Consider the following 17,492-nt stretch of genomic DNA (forward strand, 5'->3'; position numbering starts at 1 on the left):
AGCTCATGGTTGCAATCTCACTTTGGCGGTGGATAGTAGCTTTGATGCTAGCGCATCTAGGCCTCTTTTTCACCTGCTCTTTGATATTGCACTTCATGTGTTAATCTAAGAAGTAAAAAAGCGCCTATCTCATTAAATGAGATAGGCGCTTTTTATGGCACAGTTTTTACGAGTAAAACTATTTGCCGCTTACTTTTGCTATTACTTCTTCACGGCTTAGCATCTGCTTTTCTGTCTCACGGCGATTGACGTACTCGTATTTGTCCTCTGCAAGATTGCGATCAGAGACGACGATACGGTGCGGAATACCAATCAATTCAAGATCAGCAAACTTAACGCCTGGACGCTCGTTACGGTCATCGAGTAGCACGTTGATACCTTGAGCCTTTAACTCGTCATACAGGGCAGTAGCGGTCTGCATGACGGTCTCTTCTTTTGACTTCATCGGTATGATAGCGACTTCAAAAGGTGCAATCGAATCGTCAACGGTCGGCGTTTTTGGCCACATGATACCGTTTTCATCGTTATTCTGTTCGATAGCAGCAGCGATAATACGGCTGACACCAATACCGTAGCAACCCATCATTAGAGTGACTGGCTTGCCATCTTCACCAGATACGGTCGCATTCATCGCTTGCGAGTACTTATCACCGAGCTGGAAGATATGACCCACTTCGATACCGCGTTTGATTTTTAGACTGCCTTTACCATCAGGAGAAGGGTCGCCTTCTTGCACGTTACGCACATCAACAATACGCGTGATACGAGTGTCTCTTGCCCAGTTCATACCGATGGTGTGTTTATTGACTTCATTCGCACCGCAGACAAAATCTGATAGTGCTGCTGCCGAACGATCGACAAACACCGGCATATCTAAATCAACACCTATATAGCCTTTGTGCAGACCTGCGGCTTTTAGCTCTTCATCAGATGCCATGGTCAATGGGACGTTGGCTTCTTCGATTTTCTCCGCTTTGATCGTATTTAATTGATGATCACCGCGCAGTACGATCGCTATAAGCTGTGGCTCATCATTCTCATCATGACCATGAACGATTAACGTTTTAACCGTAGTGGCTAATGGGACATCCAGATGTTCCGCAACCATTTTACAACTGGTCATCTCCTCAGTTAACACGTCTTCGCGTTCCATTTTGGGTGGCTGACGCTCAGCAGTGCTTACAGATTCAGCTAGCTCAACGTTTGCTGCATAATCGGACGAGTCAGAGAAGGCGATATCATCTTCGCCACTGTCTGCTAAGACATGAAATTCATGCGACGCAAAACCACCGATAGAGCCAGTGTCTGCTTGTACCGCGCGAAAATCTAAACCCAAACGGGTAAAGATGCGCGTGTAAGCGTCATACATATCATGATAGGTCTTGGCCAATGAGGCCTGATCAACATGAAATGAATAGGCATCTTTCATAGTAAATTCGCGTGCGCGCATCACACCAAAGCGTGGACGAATCTCATCACGGAATTTGTTTTGAATTTGAAAGAAAGTAATCGGTAGCTGTTTATAACTACGTAGCTCGCCTTGCGCAAGATTAGTGATGACTTCTTCATGGGTCGGACCAAGCACAAAGTCGCGATCATGGCGGTCTTTAAAGCGCAATAGCTCAGGGCCGTAATCATTAAAACGACCGGTCGTTTGCCAGAGTTCTGCTGGCTGAGTCATTGGCATGAGCACTTCTTGCCCGCCAATATTCTGCATCTCTTCACGAACAATACGTTCGACTTTTTGCAAGACGCGTAGCCCCATGGGCAACCAAATATATAACCCAGAAGCGATTTTACGAATAAGACCGGCGCGCACCATTAATTGGCTTGAAGCGATATCGGCATCACTTGGGGTTTCTTTTAGAGTAGCAAACAAAAATTGACTGGCTTTCATAAATAAAGCGTAACCTTATCAACGATAAAAAATAAGAAGTAGTAGGATGTTGAGCATGTTGCTGAAAGTCTCAGAACCGCCGCAAGCTTACCTTTATTACTTGGTAATAGGCTAGGACATTGCCTAGCGAAAGAAGGCTTTCACAAAAAGCACTTTAGTAACCACATCCTGCACACAGCAGGGCGTAGTTGTAGTTGATGCATCAATATATCGGGCTATGCAAACACAAATATTCAGACTAAAAGCCTGAAGAATAAATATATGCTGGCATTTTGTTCATGCAATCTGACTATGTTAGGTAAAGTTTGCCTAAGACGCAATGACTTTTTGTTTTTTCAGAGCGAACATCGTAGAAACAGCTCAGTCTCACCTCAATCATCTGATGATTTACTGATTTTAAAGACATTTGTATAAAGATCTCTACTCTTTTTATGTAGGGATATTTGTCAACAATTATGTAGAGGATTGGTAGTTATTACTTGAAGTAATGGTTCAAAAACATCATCTAAGTCACACCATATTTACGGACTCTATTCATAAAAAGCTGATTAAGCGAATGATCAAACACAGTTTCTAGAAGAGGCTTTTATATAAGACGTGTCCATAAATAAAGCTTTTGATAAACATATGATAAAACTCTAACAATAAACGATGAAACCTTAAGGTGGCTTAAATGATCAATCCTGATAAACGTTCTTCTGCCAGCAATAACACCACTGCTCAGCCAGTAAAAAAGCCCATTGCTCTGATGTCGTGGCTGGTATTACTTATTGGTCTGGCCGCCATCGTTTTTGCGATTTATACTGTGCAAAATCTGAATAAAGAGGCGCCAATAGAGACCATTACTCGTGAGGGTGTGGTCACGCAAATCCAGCAGCTCAATCGGCTACAAACGGTCGCCTTTAGTGTAGATACCGTTATCACAAGCGAGCGCCCAGGGAGTTGGATGAAACTTTGGCAAGATGAACAAAAAGGGTTGTTTATCGCCCGCGGCCGCGTAGAAGCAGGGATTGATTTGAGCGACTTGACGCCTGAAATGGTGCAAGTGGTTCAACCTGATATTGAGATAGATGAAGCAAAGCAGGCCGATGTTAATACGCCAGTCTCAATGATGCCGCAGATTAATATTACCTTACCACCGTCAGAGATATTCTCTGTCTATCTAGACGACATCGAGATTTATGACTGGCAGACGGGCGCTTTTGGCATGATGCAAGTGGATCCTAAAATCTGGGAGCAAGCGCAAAGTATGGCAAAAAAAGAAGTGCTTGAGCGTGCTTGTCGCGGCGATGTCATGAACATGGCACTAAAAAACGCCCAGACCCAACTACAACAGCTGTTTGCGTTGACAGGAGCTGTGGTCACGGTCACCACGCAGGGCGCAGGGGCGTGCCAATTGCCAACAAGTACGTCGTAGATTTAGAGACCTAAATGCTTATTGAGGGCTCTAATCAGGGTGTATCTTCATTTTTAGCCTGCTTAGTTGCTTCTATTCAGATTTAGCACACGCCCTAACATTTTTAGTTCAAAATTATCGATAACCACGCTATCATAGTGGTATATAATGAATCTATTCTAAAAAAAGAATAAAGTACTGCTGAAACTGATTTTTCAAAGCCTACGTCTAAATTGCACATAGCAGACTAGGGCGTGTCATCAATTAGCACATGAATACATTTAGTGGTCTTAAAATGGCTAAATTTTGCCAAGTATCGTCAGAAATCTTGTCAATATGTTCATATTTACGGTAATTTCTTCCTTGTTTGGCTGCAATTTGCCTCACTCTACGCCTCACAATCTAAATGATGACATGCCCTAGAAAAATTTATACCAGTCTTATAAATATTGATGATAAGAAAGCTCATATAATATAAGAGGTAATGCATATGACAATTTTCAATAATCAACCTGCTACTAATGATAAGCGCGATAAATTAAATAAAAACCTCAAGCTAACAGAAAGACTTTCGTTTGCGACATGGATATTGTTAATTATTAGCTTCACCTTATTAGCATTTGCTTTATATAGCATCCTAACAAAAACATTAGAGACGCCCAATAACACTCACAATGTTGATGTTCCGGAAAGCACTATGACGGAAGTTAAGTAGCGAAACGGCTAATGGTTATGATTCTTTTACCTAATAGACCTTATTCTATGAATATTGGTCTCCTTATGACGGCCTAATCTTTATTTTTTAAATTCAGCAATCGCCAGTTGCCGTACCGCTTTGTGTTCGACCATCGGGACTGGGTAATCTAGCTTCGCAAACATACCGTCGGTGTTGATTGCTTTACGCAGTTTCTCTTCGCTATGCAAGATGCTGGCAGGCATATCCTTTAATTCAGGTAACCATTCCTTTATGAATTCCCCATCAGGGTCATGAGTTTTGGCTTGGCTAAAGGGATTCATAATACGGAAGTAGGGCGCAGAGTCCGTACCGGTCGAGGCGCTCCATTGCCAGCCACCATTATTTGAGGCAAAGTCACCGTCTATTAGCTGCTGCATAAAATAAAGCTCGCCTAAGCGCCAATCAATCAGTAAGTCCTTGGTCAAAAACATCGCGGTGACCATGCGTAAGCGATTGTGCATAAAGCCCGTCGCATTTAAGCAACGCATCGCGGCATCGACTAAAGGCACGCCAGTCCTACCTGTACACCACGCATCAAAATCATCCTCATTGTATGACCAATTAATCTTAATGTCGGTCTCGTGTTTATAAGCCTGATGCTGAATAAGCTCTGGTTTATCCGCTAAGACATGGCGATAAAAGTCTCGCCATGCCAGCTCACTGATCCAGCGATTGATGTCTTCATTGTCACCATTATTACCATGCAATTGTTCTTGTTCTTGTTCTTGTGCTTTAGCTGCTTGCAAATAGCAAAGTCTGGGACTGATGGCCCCAATTGTCAGATACGCTGACAACTGACTGGTGGCATGTAAGCTTGGCACATCGCGGCTCACATCATAGTTATGAATATCATCTGCAACGAATTGATCCAAGCGGTGACAAGCGGCCACTTCCCCAGCAGGATAGGCAGCACGTGCGTTAGTAAGCTGTGCCTCGCTATCAATATGACTGAGCTGGGTATTATTTGCTAATGACTGTTGATAATCTTTAACCACTTTTTGGCTTAATGCTTCTATCGTGTTGGCAGTATTGACGGTCTGTTTCGATATTTTTAAAGTAGCGTTATCACTATTGATTGCTAAAGCTTTATGCAGTTGTATGTTGCTAACTTCCAAGGTATGCCGCCATTTTTTATAAAATGGCGTAAATACTTGATACATACTGTCGTCATTGGTAGTGATGCTTTTCGGTGGTAAAATACATTGATCATGCCAGCGTATAAACTCGATGTCACTTTTTGCAAGCAGCTGGCTCAATTGTGCGTCGCGCTCAATCTCATTGCCCTCATATTCATGATTGGCCATGACGCAGCTAATATTATTGGCTGCACATAAGGCGTCTAATGAATCCACACAATCAGAGAAACTATCGCAAACCTGTACATGCAAGGTGATATTTAACTGTTTGTGCAAGTCATTTGCCAATATTGGCAAGGTACGGGCGATATGATCGAGTTGAACCAAGGACATGTCGTGCGTTTGCCATTGCTCAGGGGTGAGGAAGAACACAGCGCTTACTGATGCGTCATTATCACGGGCACGCTCACAAAGCGCTGCTAAAGCGGTGTTGTCATGTAGGCGTAGATCACGGCGAAACCACATCAAATAATGGGCAGAGGTTAGGCTGGTATTATCATCGTTGCTATTATTATTGCTATCGTTGTCATCAATGGTAGTGGTAGTTGCCGACGCAGTGTTAGACATTAAGTATCCTCATATTAATCAATCGCAATCATAAACAAAACTATGAATAAAAGTATGCTAGGATAAGTTTTTGGATGCAATTGATTTACTCATTGAGTAACAAATCCTCATCATTTTATGCTTAATCGCTATGACAGCCAATCTATGGCTGCTGTATTTTAAGGTCACACCATGCACGTGAAGTTTTGCGGGTTTACCGACGTAGCTGATATTCATACTGCCACCCAATTGGGTGTCGATGCGGTCGGCTTGGTATTTTATCCGCCCAGTCCACGTGCTGTGACCATGGAACAAGCCCAAACCTTAAGCATCGCCGTTCCTGCCTTTGTCAGCGTCGTCGCCTTGGTGGTTAATATGTCACACGAAGAGTTGGTTGAACTGGCGAACCATGTTGCATTTGATATCATTCAATTCCACGGTGATGAAAGCCCTGAGCAGTGCCAACAACTGGCAAATGCGGTCAATAAACGCTGGATAAAAGCCTTACGCATCAATGCGGAGAAAGATACCCTTGCTAGCGTAAGCGCGCGTATTGATAGCTTTGCAGCGGCAGGGGCGAGTAGTATTTTGCTCGATGCTTATCATCAGCATAAATATGGTGGTACAGGCGCGCGCTTTGATTGGAGCCTTATTCCTCACCATAGCTCGTTACCGATTGTCTTAGCGGGCGGTCTTGATGCTCAAAACGTCGCTGCGACGACAGAGTTACCCATTTACGCTGTTGATGTCAGCGGTGGTATCGAGGCGGCTAAAGGCAAAAAAGATGCTGCCAAAATGCGCGCCTTTATGAAAGCGGTCAAACGCGATCGATGGCAAAGCGTGACGGTCACTGACGCCATCTAAGCGATTCATAAAGCACCTTTATCCTTATTTGGTCGTTATTCCGATTTTCTGCTCAAATCTTATTTTTTCGTTCTCCACTATTTATATTAAAAAATACCACTTATTACAGTAGGAATTATCATGAGTCATGTCGCTAACAAAGATTTATCAGCCACGGCACAAGCCGTCAATACTTTTACCAATCCAGCTGATGTGCAAGACTTCAATCAGTATCCCGATGCTCGTGGGCACTTTGGTGTGCATGGCGGTCGTTTTGTTTCTGAAACATTGATGGCAGCACTAGAAGAGCTAGAAGCGTTATATACCAAAGTCAAAGCCGATCCTGCATTCTGGGAAGAGTACCATAACGATTTGGTCAATTACGTCGGTCGCCCAACACCGCTTTATCATGCCAAGCGTCTCAGTGATGAGATTGGTGGTGCGCAAATTTACTTTAAGCGTGAAGACCTTAACCATACTGGTGCGCATAAGGTAAATAACACTATTGGTCAGGCACTGCTTGCCAAGATGAGCGGCAAACAACGTATCATCGCTGAGACGGGCGCAGGGCAACATGGCGTAGCGACGGCGACGATTGCCGCACGTTTAGGGTTAGAATGTATCGTCTATATGGGTGCTGATGATGTCGAACGCCAAAAGATGAACGTCTACCGTATGCGTTTATTGGGTGCGACGGTGGTGCCAGTCACTTCTGGCTCACGTACCCTTAAAGATGCGATGAATGAAGCGATGCGTGATTGGGTTACCAATGTCGATAGCACTTATTACATTATCGGTACGGTCGCTGGTCCGCATCCTTATCCGCTACTCGTGCGTGATTTTCAAGCGATTATCGGTAAAGAAGCACGTATTCAGCATTTGCAAATAACTGGTAAATTACCTGATGCCTTGGTCGCTTGTGTCGGCGGTGGCTCAAATGCGATTGGTTTGTTCTTTGATTTCTTAAATGATACTGATGTCAAAATGTATGGTGTCGAAGCGACAGGTGATGGTATCGAAACGGGTCGTCATTCAGCGCCACTTGCTGCTGGTCGTATTGGCGTATTGCACGGCAATCGTACTTATCTAATGGCAGATGATGACGGACAGATTCAAGAGACGCATTCTATCTCTGCGGGTCTTGATTACCCTGGCGTTGGTCCTGAGCACAGCTTCTTAAAAGATATGAAACGTGTTGAATATGTAGGCTGTACCGATAAAGAATCGCTAGAAGGTTTCCATGAAGTGACGCGTAAAGAAGGCATCATCCCTGCGCTTGAGTCTGCTCATGCCGTTGCTTATGCGCTAAAGCTGGCTAAAACTATGACCCCTGATCAAACCATCATTGTGAATATGTCGGGTCGCGGTGATAAAGATTTGCATTCAGTGATGAAAGCGGAAGGAATTGAGTTGTAAAAGGACGTTTTTTTGAAGACAGATATGGTGGACTTAGTAAACTTAATAAACCATAGGTTTATTGAGTTTACAAGGGAGCAGGTATTTTCTAAAGAAACCGATGACTTTCTAGGCTTTGCTCAACAAAAATTTAAGCTAAATTCGAAAAATGATTGGAACGAAATTATTGCTTCTGAGGATATTTTAGAAGACTCTAATGAAGCCTTAAAAAGTTTTTTGAAGTTTGGTTTATCAGGTCCTACCAAATATAATGATTTGGGTGAGAAGTATCTGAGATTATATGGAGTTTTGAATGCTGTTTACCAACAGCAACAAGCTATTCTACATATATTTAAGCTATTCAATTGTCCAAATCCAAAATTTATAAAACAAGAATTCAATAATTTAACTATAACGCAAGCTCGTCATAAGCTAGGTGCTCATAGTATTAATTATACTATCCAAGGTGATTCTGAGACTGAAATGTTTGTACCTGTTAGATTACAGTTCGATGATTATGAGCTGACATATTTTAACCCTAAAAATGACGAAAGTAATAATATTGACTTTAAGTTAACTATTGAAGAGCATAGCAAACTAATCTGTAAGACTTATTTATTGATAGCTAATAAAGTTATTAAGACAGTCTACAAGGGTAATATCAGTAAGCAGGAACAGGTATTATCTGGTTTCAATAATCTAGAAAAGGTTATGAATGGAGCATGGTTAGTACAAGGTCAAAATGGCGACACTATTATCAATATAAAATTTAAATAATAACTTGTCTGAAGAGATAGATAACTAAAGAGAACACTATGACCCGAATTGAAAGCATTTTTAAAACGTTAAAAGCACAGAATAAAAAAGCCCTGATTCCGTATGTCATGGCAGGCGACCCCAATCCTAGCAGCACCGTTGGTTTGCTTCATGACTTAGTCAAGCATGGCGCAGATATGATTGAGTTGGGCTTACCATTCTCTGATCCGATGGCAGATGGTCCGACGGTTGCTTTAGCAGGCGAGCGCGCTTTAGCAGCAGGAACGAGTACGCGTGATGCGCTAAAAATGGTGGCTGAGTTTCGTCAGCAAGACAGCCAAACCCCAATCATTTTGATGGGCTATCTCAATCCCGTTGAAATCATCGGTTATGACAACTTTGTCGCATTATGCGAGCAGTGCGGCGTCGATGGTATTTTGATGGTTGATTTGCCACCAGCAGAGGCGGGCAGCTTCACCCAGCATTTGACTGACAACTCGATGAATGAGATTTTCTTATTATCGCCGACCACTTTGCCGGAGCGCCGCGAGCAAGTATTGACCCATTGTGGCGGCTATATTTATTACGTTTCGCTAAAAGGCGTCACCGGTTCAGCAACGCTCGATACAAATGATGTAGCGACTCAAGTGCAAGCGATTAAAGCCGAGACCGATTTGCCAGTATGCGTGGGTTTTGGTATTCGTGATGCGGCATCTGCCAAAGCAATCGGTGAGCATGCCGATGGTATTATTGTCGGTAGTGCGTTGGTGCAAAACTTTGCCGATATAGATGCAAGTGATGCGACTGCTGTTGCGGCGGCTCAGCAAAAAATCATGGCTAAGATGGACGAGCTACGCGGCGCGTTGGATAGCTTGAGCGCTTAGATTTATATAGTGATTGCCTGATATACTGATCGCTTATAAAAATTATCAGTAGAGTGAATCGTGGACTTGATTCGCGAAATGAACGTATTTAGCGTCGCTATCCATCCAATATCTATCATTTAACATCTGCTATCAATACTGTATGGGTTTTATGGTCTTAACTTGAGAAATGGTCAATAGCGTAGCCACCTTAATTTACGGTTTATAAAGACTTATTATTTATGAGCGCTTAGTGTTTATAAGCACTTAGTATTTATAAACACAAAGTTAAATGACTTTGCTAAATTTAGTTTACGAGTGTAAACTAATATAATTATAATAGTGGTTGTTAAAATAGCATTTATTGATCGTTCTATAGATTGCTTGATATCGATAAGCATAATAGGTATCAATAAGTACAATAGACTGTCATATATGTACCTAAAGATAGATACGTAAAGATAGGTACGTAAAGATAGGTACGTAAACGTGTCGCATAACGGCTCATGTTATGCTGGTATTTGACGTTTGGTCTAGACAACCATTAAACTCTCAAGGACAAGGGAATGAGCCAACTTGTCGATAAGCCTTTGATGATGGCAAATAATATGACTGATACAATAACAAAACCTGACATGACTACGCCGAACAATACTGAAAAAACCAATGCCGAGCCGAACGGGAACACCGCTGGGCAATCGTGGTTTAATCGCCCGATACCGGGTATCAAGCAGCAATTGACAGCGCCTTTGACAGCAGTAGAGACTGAGCCGTCAACCAAGTGCAGTAATTGTCATTCGATGATTACTAACACGGCGCTGATTTTTAACTGTTATGTGTGCCCGCACTGCGATCATCATTTACCGATGAGTGCTCGTGAGCGTCTGCATTGGATATTGGATCAAGTAGATGGTGAGCTTGGGCAAGAATTTACGGCAAAAGATCCGCTAAGATTCGTCGATAGTAAGCCATATCCAAAGCGCATGAGTGAAGCGCAAGAAAAAACAGGCGAATCTGAAGCGCTGATTGCTATGTATGGTAAGCTGCGCAATCTTGACGTCGTGGCTTGTGCTTTTGATTTCCGCTTTATGGGTGGCTCGATGGGCTCAGTCGTTGGCGATCGATTTGTTCAAGCGGCGGAAAAAGCCCTTGAAGAGAAAAAGCCGTTACTTTGCTTTGCAGCTTCCGGTGGTGCGCGTATGCAAGAAGGGCTATTGTCTTTGATGCAAATGGCTCGTACCGCAGCGGCGATTGAACGCTTAAGAATTGCTGGCGTGCCGTATATTGTGGTGCTGACCAATCCCGTTTATGGCGGTGTGACGGCATCGCTCGCTATGCTCGGTGATATTCATCTGGCAGAACCAAAAGCCATGATTGGCTTTGCTGGCAAGCGCGTGATTGAGCAAACGGTTCGTGAGACGCTAGAAGAGCCCTTCCAACGTGCCGAGTTCTTGTTAGAGCATGGCGTGGTCGATGAAGTGGTACATCGTCATCAGCTTATCGATACTATTTATCGCTTGCTAGCGAAATTATGTGGTGTTCCTAATGTTGATGCTTAGCACAGAATAATAAGCATGAGCAGCTGATTCAGTTTATAACTGGCTAGCAGCGTGCTAATATCTCTAAAATATGCAAAACTCCTTAATAGCATTTATCGTCATATAACGGTAAATGCTATTTTTGGTTTTAGTTAGCAAATATACGGTCTTTATTTTCATAAAATTATATATAGGTTTGCGCCATGTCTGATTCTCTAGCCCCTAATCCTGATAGCCCTAATGACAAAGCCAGCCTAACGGAATGGCTAGATTATATGCAGCAGATACACGTCTCGGCGATAGATATGGGTTTATCACGAGTATTGCCAGTCGCTGAAGCATTGGGTGTGGTAAAGTCAGCGCAAGATGATGCTTATGTATTTACTGTGGCAGGTACCAACGGTAAAGGCTCAACGACGGCAGTGATTGCACAGATGTGCCAAGCAGCGGGTTACAAGACAGCTCTCTATCAATCACCGCATCTGAGTGCTTTTAACGAGCGTGTACGTATCAATGGCGAAATGGTCAGCGATGAGATACTAATCAACGCTTTTTGCAAAGTAGAAGCGGCGCGATTACAGTGCGCTTTGACGTTGTCGTTTTTTGAGATGACCACATTGGCTGCATTATTGATATTTGCCGAAGCCGACTGTGATGTATGGGTGCTAGAAGTGGGACTCGGTGGTCGCTTAGATGTCGTCAATATTATTGACCCTGATATGGCAGTCATTACCAATATTGGCATCGATCATGTCGATTGGCTTGGTGACAATGTCGAAGATATTGGCCGCGAAAAAGCAGGTATCTTACGCAATGATATGCCTCTGATTTACGGCGCTACCGACATGCCAACCAGTGTGCAGCAGGCTATCGATAAGAATCAGGCGACTTGTTATCAAGTTGGCAAAGACTTCCATTATCGCGAGATCGATGCAATTACTTGGCAATATAGTAATGCTGCTGTTACTCTACAGTTGCCACGACCAGCACTGTCACTAACCAATACTGCCAATGCCTTATCAGCAGTGCTGGCCAGTTCATTGGCTGTCGATATCGCTGCTATTGAGCAGGCGCTACAGACCGTTAAGCTTGCAGGGCGCTTTGACTATCGAGAGTTAGAGAATCGTCACTGGTTGTTTGATGTGGCACATAATGAGCAAGGCGTTGAGTTTTTATTAGCGCAATTACTACCGCTCTGGCAGCAACATGTGGCGAAGCAAAATAGTGATGAACAAACCAATAGCGCACCTGCAACTATCAAAATGCTCTTTTCTATGCTGGCGGATAAAGATATCGACAAGGTCGTTCAACGTTTGACCGAATCAGGCTTGCCGATTAGCGACTGGTTCATCGCTGAGATTGACTATCCGCGTGCGGCGAGTACTGAGCAGCTGCAACGTATCTTGAGCAACTATGTGGATAGTGCGCAAATACATGAATTTAAACGTTTATCAGAAGCGACCGATGCCGTTATAAATGGCAGTCAGGCGCAAGACCTCATTGTCGTTTGTGGTTCGTTCCATACCATTGGTGAGGTATTGGCAGCGTTTGAAGAATGAGAAATTAAGTGAAAATATGACCAGTTTAATGTTAGGGTCTATTGAACATTCAAGTATTAGGACTGCCAGTGCCACATTTGAATGTTCAATAGACCCTTATCTTAACAGCAGCGTGAGAGCAGACAGCATGAAAAATATACTTTATAATCAAAGAGCTTTTGCAAACAAATAGATTTATTATAAGATGCTTTATAAAAGGTATTTTCATAAAAAAGCGTTTTCATAAAAACGTGCTGTTATAAATATGACATAATCTTTGAGAGATGATGGCAGTAACGGGCGGCAGCGGCTAATTATCAAAACCACTGGTAGGATATTAGCCGATAGGGTTTTAACAATAACCGTGCCGACCAATCAACCTTATTACCAACTAAGAGACGTAAACGGATGAACTTTTCGAGACAAGCCTTATTGGGCATTGGGATGATTATCGGCGGTAGCGTAATGCTATATGCCATGGTGCAACAAATTGGTGACGGTAATAAACCTGAGCCCGTGACCGCGATGGTCGATAAGCCCAGTACCGAGCAAGCGGCACCGCAGCCACTCACCACTGACATCGACACTGAAAAACGTATCCTAGCGCAAAAGCAAAAAGAACGGGCGGCGCGGGTAGCTGAGCAAGAAAAGCGGGCGCAGCAGTTTTTGACGGAGCAAGAGACCGCGGAGGCGCAAGCCTTGGCAAAATCGCGGGCGGAAAATCAGCAGTATATAGCCAATAGCGCGCCTGCTGCCGAAGATGACAATAGTTCAGCAGCTGCTCAAAATGTGGTTCAACCCTCAAGCGCACAGCCTAGTACCAATAATGAAGCAACTGTCGCTACGAGCGACAATGACAAGCAACAGGCCGCTCAAGCCCAGCAAAAAGAAGCCAAAAGACAGGCCGCGCTAAAAGAACAAGCCGCTGCCAAAAAAGAAGCGGAAGCAAAGCGACAGGCTGAAGCCAAACGCCAAGCGGAAGCAAAAAAGCAAGCTGAGGCTCAGACTATGGCTGAGAAAAAGAAACAAGCGGTTGAACAAGCAGCAGAAGCTGCCAAGAATGAACCACCAAAATCGCCTTCTGACTATCAAGTAAAAAGAGGTGATGGGTTGATAAAACTGGCGCGGCAATACAACATGCCTGTAGAAGTCTTAGCACAAGCGAATAATCTTTCGCCATCGACATCGTTACAACTGGGTCAGAGTATTACTATTCCATCGCGTAAGCAGGTAGATCGTTTAGCACGTGAAGCAGCAGCAGCCGAACAGGCTCGTGAAGAGAAGCGTCAAAAAGAAGAGGCGCTCGCCAAGAAGTCGACTGATGCCAAACGTGAAGCGCAGCAGAAACTCAGTGAAGCCCGTAAAGAAGTCAAAGAGACAGACGCTAAAGGTAGCTTTGGGGTACAAGTTGCCCTGGCGAATGACCAAGCCAAAGCCGATGAATTGGCCAAAAAATTCAAGTCAGCAGGCTATCAAGTGAAGACTAGCGCTACCAGTCGTGGCGTCCGAGTCGTCGTCGGTCCTGAACGTGGTAAAGTCGCTGCCTTGGCACTAAAAGACAAAATCAATAGTGATCCCAAGGTAAATACGACGAGCGCTTGGGTACTTTACTGGCGTTAAAATAGTGTGAAAATCACTATAATCGGATGACTATTGTTGCTAAATAAACAGCAGAGTCTTGGTTAGATTTTATTGTTTTATCTGAGTTTTATTCAAACACGACATTTATTGTCGTGTTTTTTGTTTTAGTGTTTGCTGATTGGCGCAAGCTTAGCTACGATGTGCGCCGATTGCCCCTGATTTTTTCTGTATAACGGGTCAGCCTATAAGGGCTGCCCTGTCGCAGTTGAGTATGTATGTCACTTTATGGAAGTCGTCATACATATTTGGCTGCCTTAATCATGTATAAGGTAAAACCATGTCATTTGGTGTTATATTTTTAATATTGGCCGTTGGGTTTTTAGGGCTGATTACCGTACCAAAGCTGTTGAAAAGACCTCCAGTTGTTGAGCCTGATCCAAAGCCAGTACGCGGTGATGAGTTGGCTATTTGGCCGTTTGCGCCGATGCCGATTATGACGGATACGGAAGTCATTTTCTTTAATAAGCTAAAAAGTGCGTTGCCGGAATATCATATTTTCGTTCAAGTTCAACTGTCACGCATTATCGAAGGCAATAGCAGTGAGGCGTCCGAGCGTAGCTTTTGGTTCAATCGTATCTGCCGTCAAAGCGTCGATTATGTGATTGTGGATATGGATGCTCAGACCACGCTGATTGCTATCGAGCTTGATGATTGGACGCATAGTAGTAAGGCACGGCAAAAGGCGGACGATAAAAAGGACAAAGCTTTAGCCAGTGCTGGCATTGCTATCGTGCGCTTTCACGCTGAGCGTATGCCCAGTGCCGATATGCTCAGATATGAGCTGATGCAGGTGCTTGAGACTTATTGAGCGTTAATATAGTCAGTGAAAAGTAATATCGAACCATCACGTACAGCTGATATTCATTTTTCTTGCTTGGTTGCTGTGCTTACCTAGACAGAGACGACAAAGAATGGATATCAGCAATACCATCAGGTCTTTAGGATATTTTGACTATAGATAAAACCTTTACGAGGAATGCTTCATCAGTCGCTTTTCTCATCGTGCTGCTTCGGATAAATGACGATGGGTCTATTACCTTCAAAGTATAATCCTGTTTTTAAGATACCGTTTTCAGAATGGATAAGTGCCGACGGACGTCCATCATAAAAGTCGCGTTTGCTAAACCATTCAATATAATGGGCGGCGCGCAATGCGCTGATATCAAGTATCGCGAGAGTGCTCGTGTCGTACTTATCGCACCATTCGTGCATGGGAAAGCTTGGTGCTAGCCAAGATGGATAGACGAGATTATTGAGGCCCATTGGTAAAAAGAATCGCCCTTTGATCAAGCCATAACGCTTATCAATTTTAACCTGACCTTTATCCTTGGTATCTACCCACACTGTCCGAAATTGCTTGGTCTGCATATGTGTCATCTTGCGCTGTAAATTGTCATTGGCATTAATCCCCACCCAGTTCACAGGCTCAAACGGCGCTGACCCCATAAAAAACTTGATGGCCAGCTCCCAATGCTCGACCAGATTCTCATCATGATTATACAAAATCAAATCAAGCTCACCGATGGTCTGCTTGCCATTATATAGCTGCACATTATTCGCAAGTGTCTCATACGGATGCAGCTCGCGCGCAAACCCATCCTCTAACCAAAATGACAGTAACCCTTCAAAGTGAAAACCCAAACGATTGGGGCTAGGACGCATCAGTAAATAGCGGGTCAGCGCCTGATAAGCATTGGTGCTATCTAGCTCTTTTAAACGCTGCTGATACGCTGCAAACTGCATTTGCCAAAAGTGTGCGCTATGTACCGATACGGCATGTGTATTCTGATGCGGTGCAAAGTCCAGCCATTCGGTTAAGACGTTAGGGCACGCCAGCACATATGCCAAATCACGTACATAAGGCCGCTGGTACATTTCCCAAGGTGCGTTATTTGTGACATGAGTAGATAAGGGCTGGGCTATAATTTTGGACATATGATAAGTCATCATAACGGTGTAGCATTTACCCTAGCTGCTCGCTTGCCAAAAGTCTATAGATGACAAGTATCGGTTAGGGTAGTGCTTGATTGTGCTATTACTAAAGCATGATATTCATCATATAAAAATTAAGTTGAATAGCGCTTCTCAATAATGCCTTACTATTAAAACTAAGATGATAACCTATGATAAATAACCATCTATACCATACTTCATGCATGACAATTCCACTACTTGTCGCTGCCTGTGCGTCTATGTCTATGGTAATAACTTTGGCTATGATAAAAAACCCTACTTTGCCATAAGAACCTATCTTAAAAGGTATTTGACAAGCAATTAATAGTGCATGGCTCCTATCAAATTGAGAAAATAAACGGTATTTATGAAGTATCAAGTTCTGAGAAAAAAAAGCAGTTATACATATAATAAAATCAAGCAACAGTTTGAATTGTTTGAATAGATAAAGATGATCGTTATGAGAGGTAATATATTATGAAAGCATGGCTAGTTACTGCTGTTCTGATGGGTGTTACATTCGCTACCAATGCCAATGCCAGTGCTTTTGATGCTATGGATAAGTATTTTAAAGAGTTTGAGGTCGTAGATGAAAACTACCGTTACGTAGACTTAGAAGCCGCGTCTACTTTTTTTGACTTAATGGATCATATGTTTAATAAAAAGATTAAAAATGAGCAACCTGATTTTAAATTGGGTGGTAAAAATCACTTGATGAGCTGGCATGTCGACCTATACTCAAGCTCACTCGCTTTTAAGAACATGGAGCCTAGTTTCCAAGAGTCGGGTATGACTGAGCTTTGTAATGATTTTTATGGCGCAAAATACCAAGCTGCTAATAATGTTGTGGTTAAGCTATCTAGTTATGACAATCAGGATAATTTGGTAGAAACAGTGGTTTTGAACAAAGATGTCTGTGCAGGGGCTAGTAATCTGTAGATTTGTCATCAAAGTAATTTAAATGTCATACCTACACCTACTAAAAGTAACAACTGTAAGGCATTGCCCAAATTTTAATCAAAAAAAAGCCAACCATTGAAAACAATGATTGGCTTTTTTTCTTTACTACTATGTTTGGTCGGAACGGCAGGATTTGAACCTGCGACCACTACACCCCCAGTGTAGTGCGCTACCAGACTGCGCTACGCCCCGAATGACTGACTATTTTACGCAAAATCGTACGTATTGCAAGAGCTATTTATTTTGCTCGATTTTTACAACACCATTCTACGTATCATAGTCAGCATAACTACT

General features: G+C 43.1%; 14 protein-coding genes and 1 tRNA gene. 11 read left to right on the plus strand and 4 right to left on the minus strand.

What is annotated here, in order from left to right; translation table 11 throughout:
- Window positions 1-178 precede the first annotated feature (178 nt).
- On the minus strand, window positions 179-1,897 hold the full coding sequence (locus tag HQR03_RS10945) for a proline--tRNA ligase (RefSeq protein WP_173240203.1): 1,719 nt from the start codon (window positions 1,895-1,897) through the stop codon (window positions 179-181).
- Window positions 1,898-2,570: 673 nt separating this feature from the next.
- Here HQR03_RS10945 and HQR03_RS10950 point away from each other — a divergent pair.
- Entirely contained in the window at window positions 2,571-3,314 is a 744-nt protein-coding gene (locus HQR03_RS10950) for a DUF4230 domain-containing protein (protein WP_173240204.1), read from the plus strand.
- A 469-nt stretch (window positions 3,315-3,783) separates the two neighbouring features.
- Window positions 3,784-4,008, plus strand: a complete 225-nt coding sequence (locus tag HQR03_RS10955) for a hypothetical protein (protein ID WP_173240205.1) — start codon at window positions 3,784-3,786, stop codon at window positions 4,006-4,008.
- A gap of 80 nt (window positions 4,009-4,088) precedes the next feature.
- Here the strand turns inward: HQR03_RS10955 and HQR03_RS10960 are convergent, their stop codons facing one another.
- Window positions 4,089-5,732, minus strand: a complete 1,644-nt coding sequence (locus tag HQR03_RS10960; RefSeq protein ID WP_173240206.1) for a cryptochrome/photolyase family protein — start codon at window positions 5,730-5,732, stop codon at window positions 4,089-4,091.
- A 171-nt stretch (window positions 5,733-5,903) separates the two neighbouring features.
- Here HQR03_RS10960 and HQR03_RS10965 point away from each other — a divergent pair, with 171 nt between their 5' ends.
- The 8 genes from HQR03_RS10965 (at window position 5,904) to HQR03_RS11000 (ending at window position 15,093) form a co-directional block, all read left to right on the plus strand.
- Complete coding sequence (locus tag HQR03_RS10965; protein WP_025652165.1) at window positions 5,904-6,575, plus strand: phosphoribosylanthranilate isomerase; 672 nt, start codon at window positions 5,904-5,906, stop codon at window positions 6,573-6,575.
- 192 nt (window positions 6,576-6,767) lie between these two features.
- Window positions 6,768-7,970 carry a tryptophan synthase subunit beta gene (gene trpB, locus HQR03_RS10970; RefSeq protein ID WP_173240231.1) on the plus strand — a complete coding sequence of 401 codons (1,203 nt, stop codon included), beginning with the start codon at window positions 6,768-6,770 and terminating at the stop codon, window positions 7,968-7,970.
- A gap of 12 nt (window positions 7,971-7,982) precedes the next feature.
- Window positions 7,983-8,726: a hypothetical protein gene (locus HQR03_RS10975; RefSeq protein WP_173240207.1), complete on the plus strand. Its 744-nt coding sequence runs from the start codon at window positions 7,983-7,985 to the stop codon at window positions 8,724-8,726.
- Window positions 8,727-8,764: 38 nt separating this feature from the next.
- Window positions 8,765-9,589 (plus strand): tryptophan synthase subunit alpha, encoded by an 825-nt coding sequence (gene trpA, locus HQR03_RS10980; protein ID WP_173240208.1) that lies wholly within the window; start codon window positions 8,765-8,767, stop codon window positions 9,587-9,589.
- A 575-nt stretch (window positions 9,590-10,164) separates the two neighbouring features.
- Window positions 10,165-11,127, plus strand: a complete 963-nt coding sequence (gene accD / locus HQR03_RS10985) for an acetyl-CoA carboxylase, carboxyltransferase subunit beta (RefSeq protein ID WP_025652170.1) — start codon at window positions 10,165-10,167, stop codon at window positions 11,125-11,127.
- Between the two features lie 182 nt (window positions 11,128-11,309).
- Complete coding sequence (gene folC / locus HQR03_RS10990) at window positions 11,310-12,665, plus strand: bifunctional tetrahydrofolate synthase/dihydrofolate synthase (RefSeq protein WP_173240209.1); 1,356 nt, start codon at window positions 11,310-11,312, stop codon at window positions 12,663-12,665.
- Window positions 12,666-13,052: 387 nt separating this feature from the next.
- The gene (locus tag HQR03_RS10995) at window positions 13,053-14,264 is read left to right on the plus strand and encodes an SPOR and LysM peptidoglycan-binding domain-containing protein (RefSeq protein WP_173240210.1); all 1,212 of its coding nucleotides are present in this window, start codon (window positions 13,053-13,055) and stop codon (window positions 14,262-14,264) included.
- A 298-nt stretch (window positions 14,265-14,562) separates the two neighbouring features.
- Window positions 14,563-15,093, plus strand: a complete 531-nt coding sequence (locus tag HQR03_RS11000) for a DUF2726 domain-containing protein (protein ID WP_173240211.1) — start codon at window positions 14,563-14,565, stop codon at window positions 15,091-15,093.
- A 176-nt stretch (window positions 15,094-15,269) separates the two neighbouring features.
- Here HQR03_RS11000 and HQR03_RS11005 read toward each other — a convergent pair whose 3' ends face one another.
- The gene (locus HQR03_RS11005; RefSeq protein ID WP_173240212.1) at window positions 15,270-16,220 is read right to left on the minus strand and encodes a DUF1853 family protein; all 951 of its coding nucleotides are present in this window, start codon (window positions 16,218-16,220) and stop codon (window positions 15,270-15,272) included.
- Window positions 16,221-16,715: 495 nt separating this feature from the next.
- Here HQR03_RS11005 and HQR03_RS11010 point away from each other — a divergent pair, with 495 nt between their 5' ends.
- A complete protein-coding gene (locus HQR03_RS11010; RefSeq protein ID WP_087814674.1) occupies window positions 16,716-17,177 on the plus strand; it encodes a hypothetical protein in 462 nt (153 codons plus the stop codon).
- A gap of 136 nt (window positions 17,178-17,313) precedes the next feature.
- On the opposite strand, the gene HQR03_RS11015 is transcribed toward HQR03_RS11010, so the two are convergent.
- Window positions 17,314-17,390 (minus strand) — tRNA-Pro (locus HQR03_RS11015).
- Between the last annotated feature and the right edge of the window lie 102 nt (window positions 17,391-17,492).

It is taken from the genome of Psychrobacter okhotskensis (assembly GCF_013248965.1).
Classification (GTDB): Bacteria; Pseudomonadota; Gammaproteobacteria; order Pseudomonadales; family Moraxellaceae; genus Psychrobacter; species Psychrobacter okhotskensis.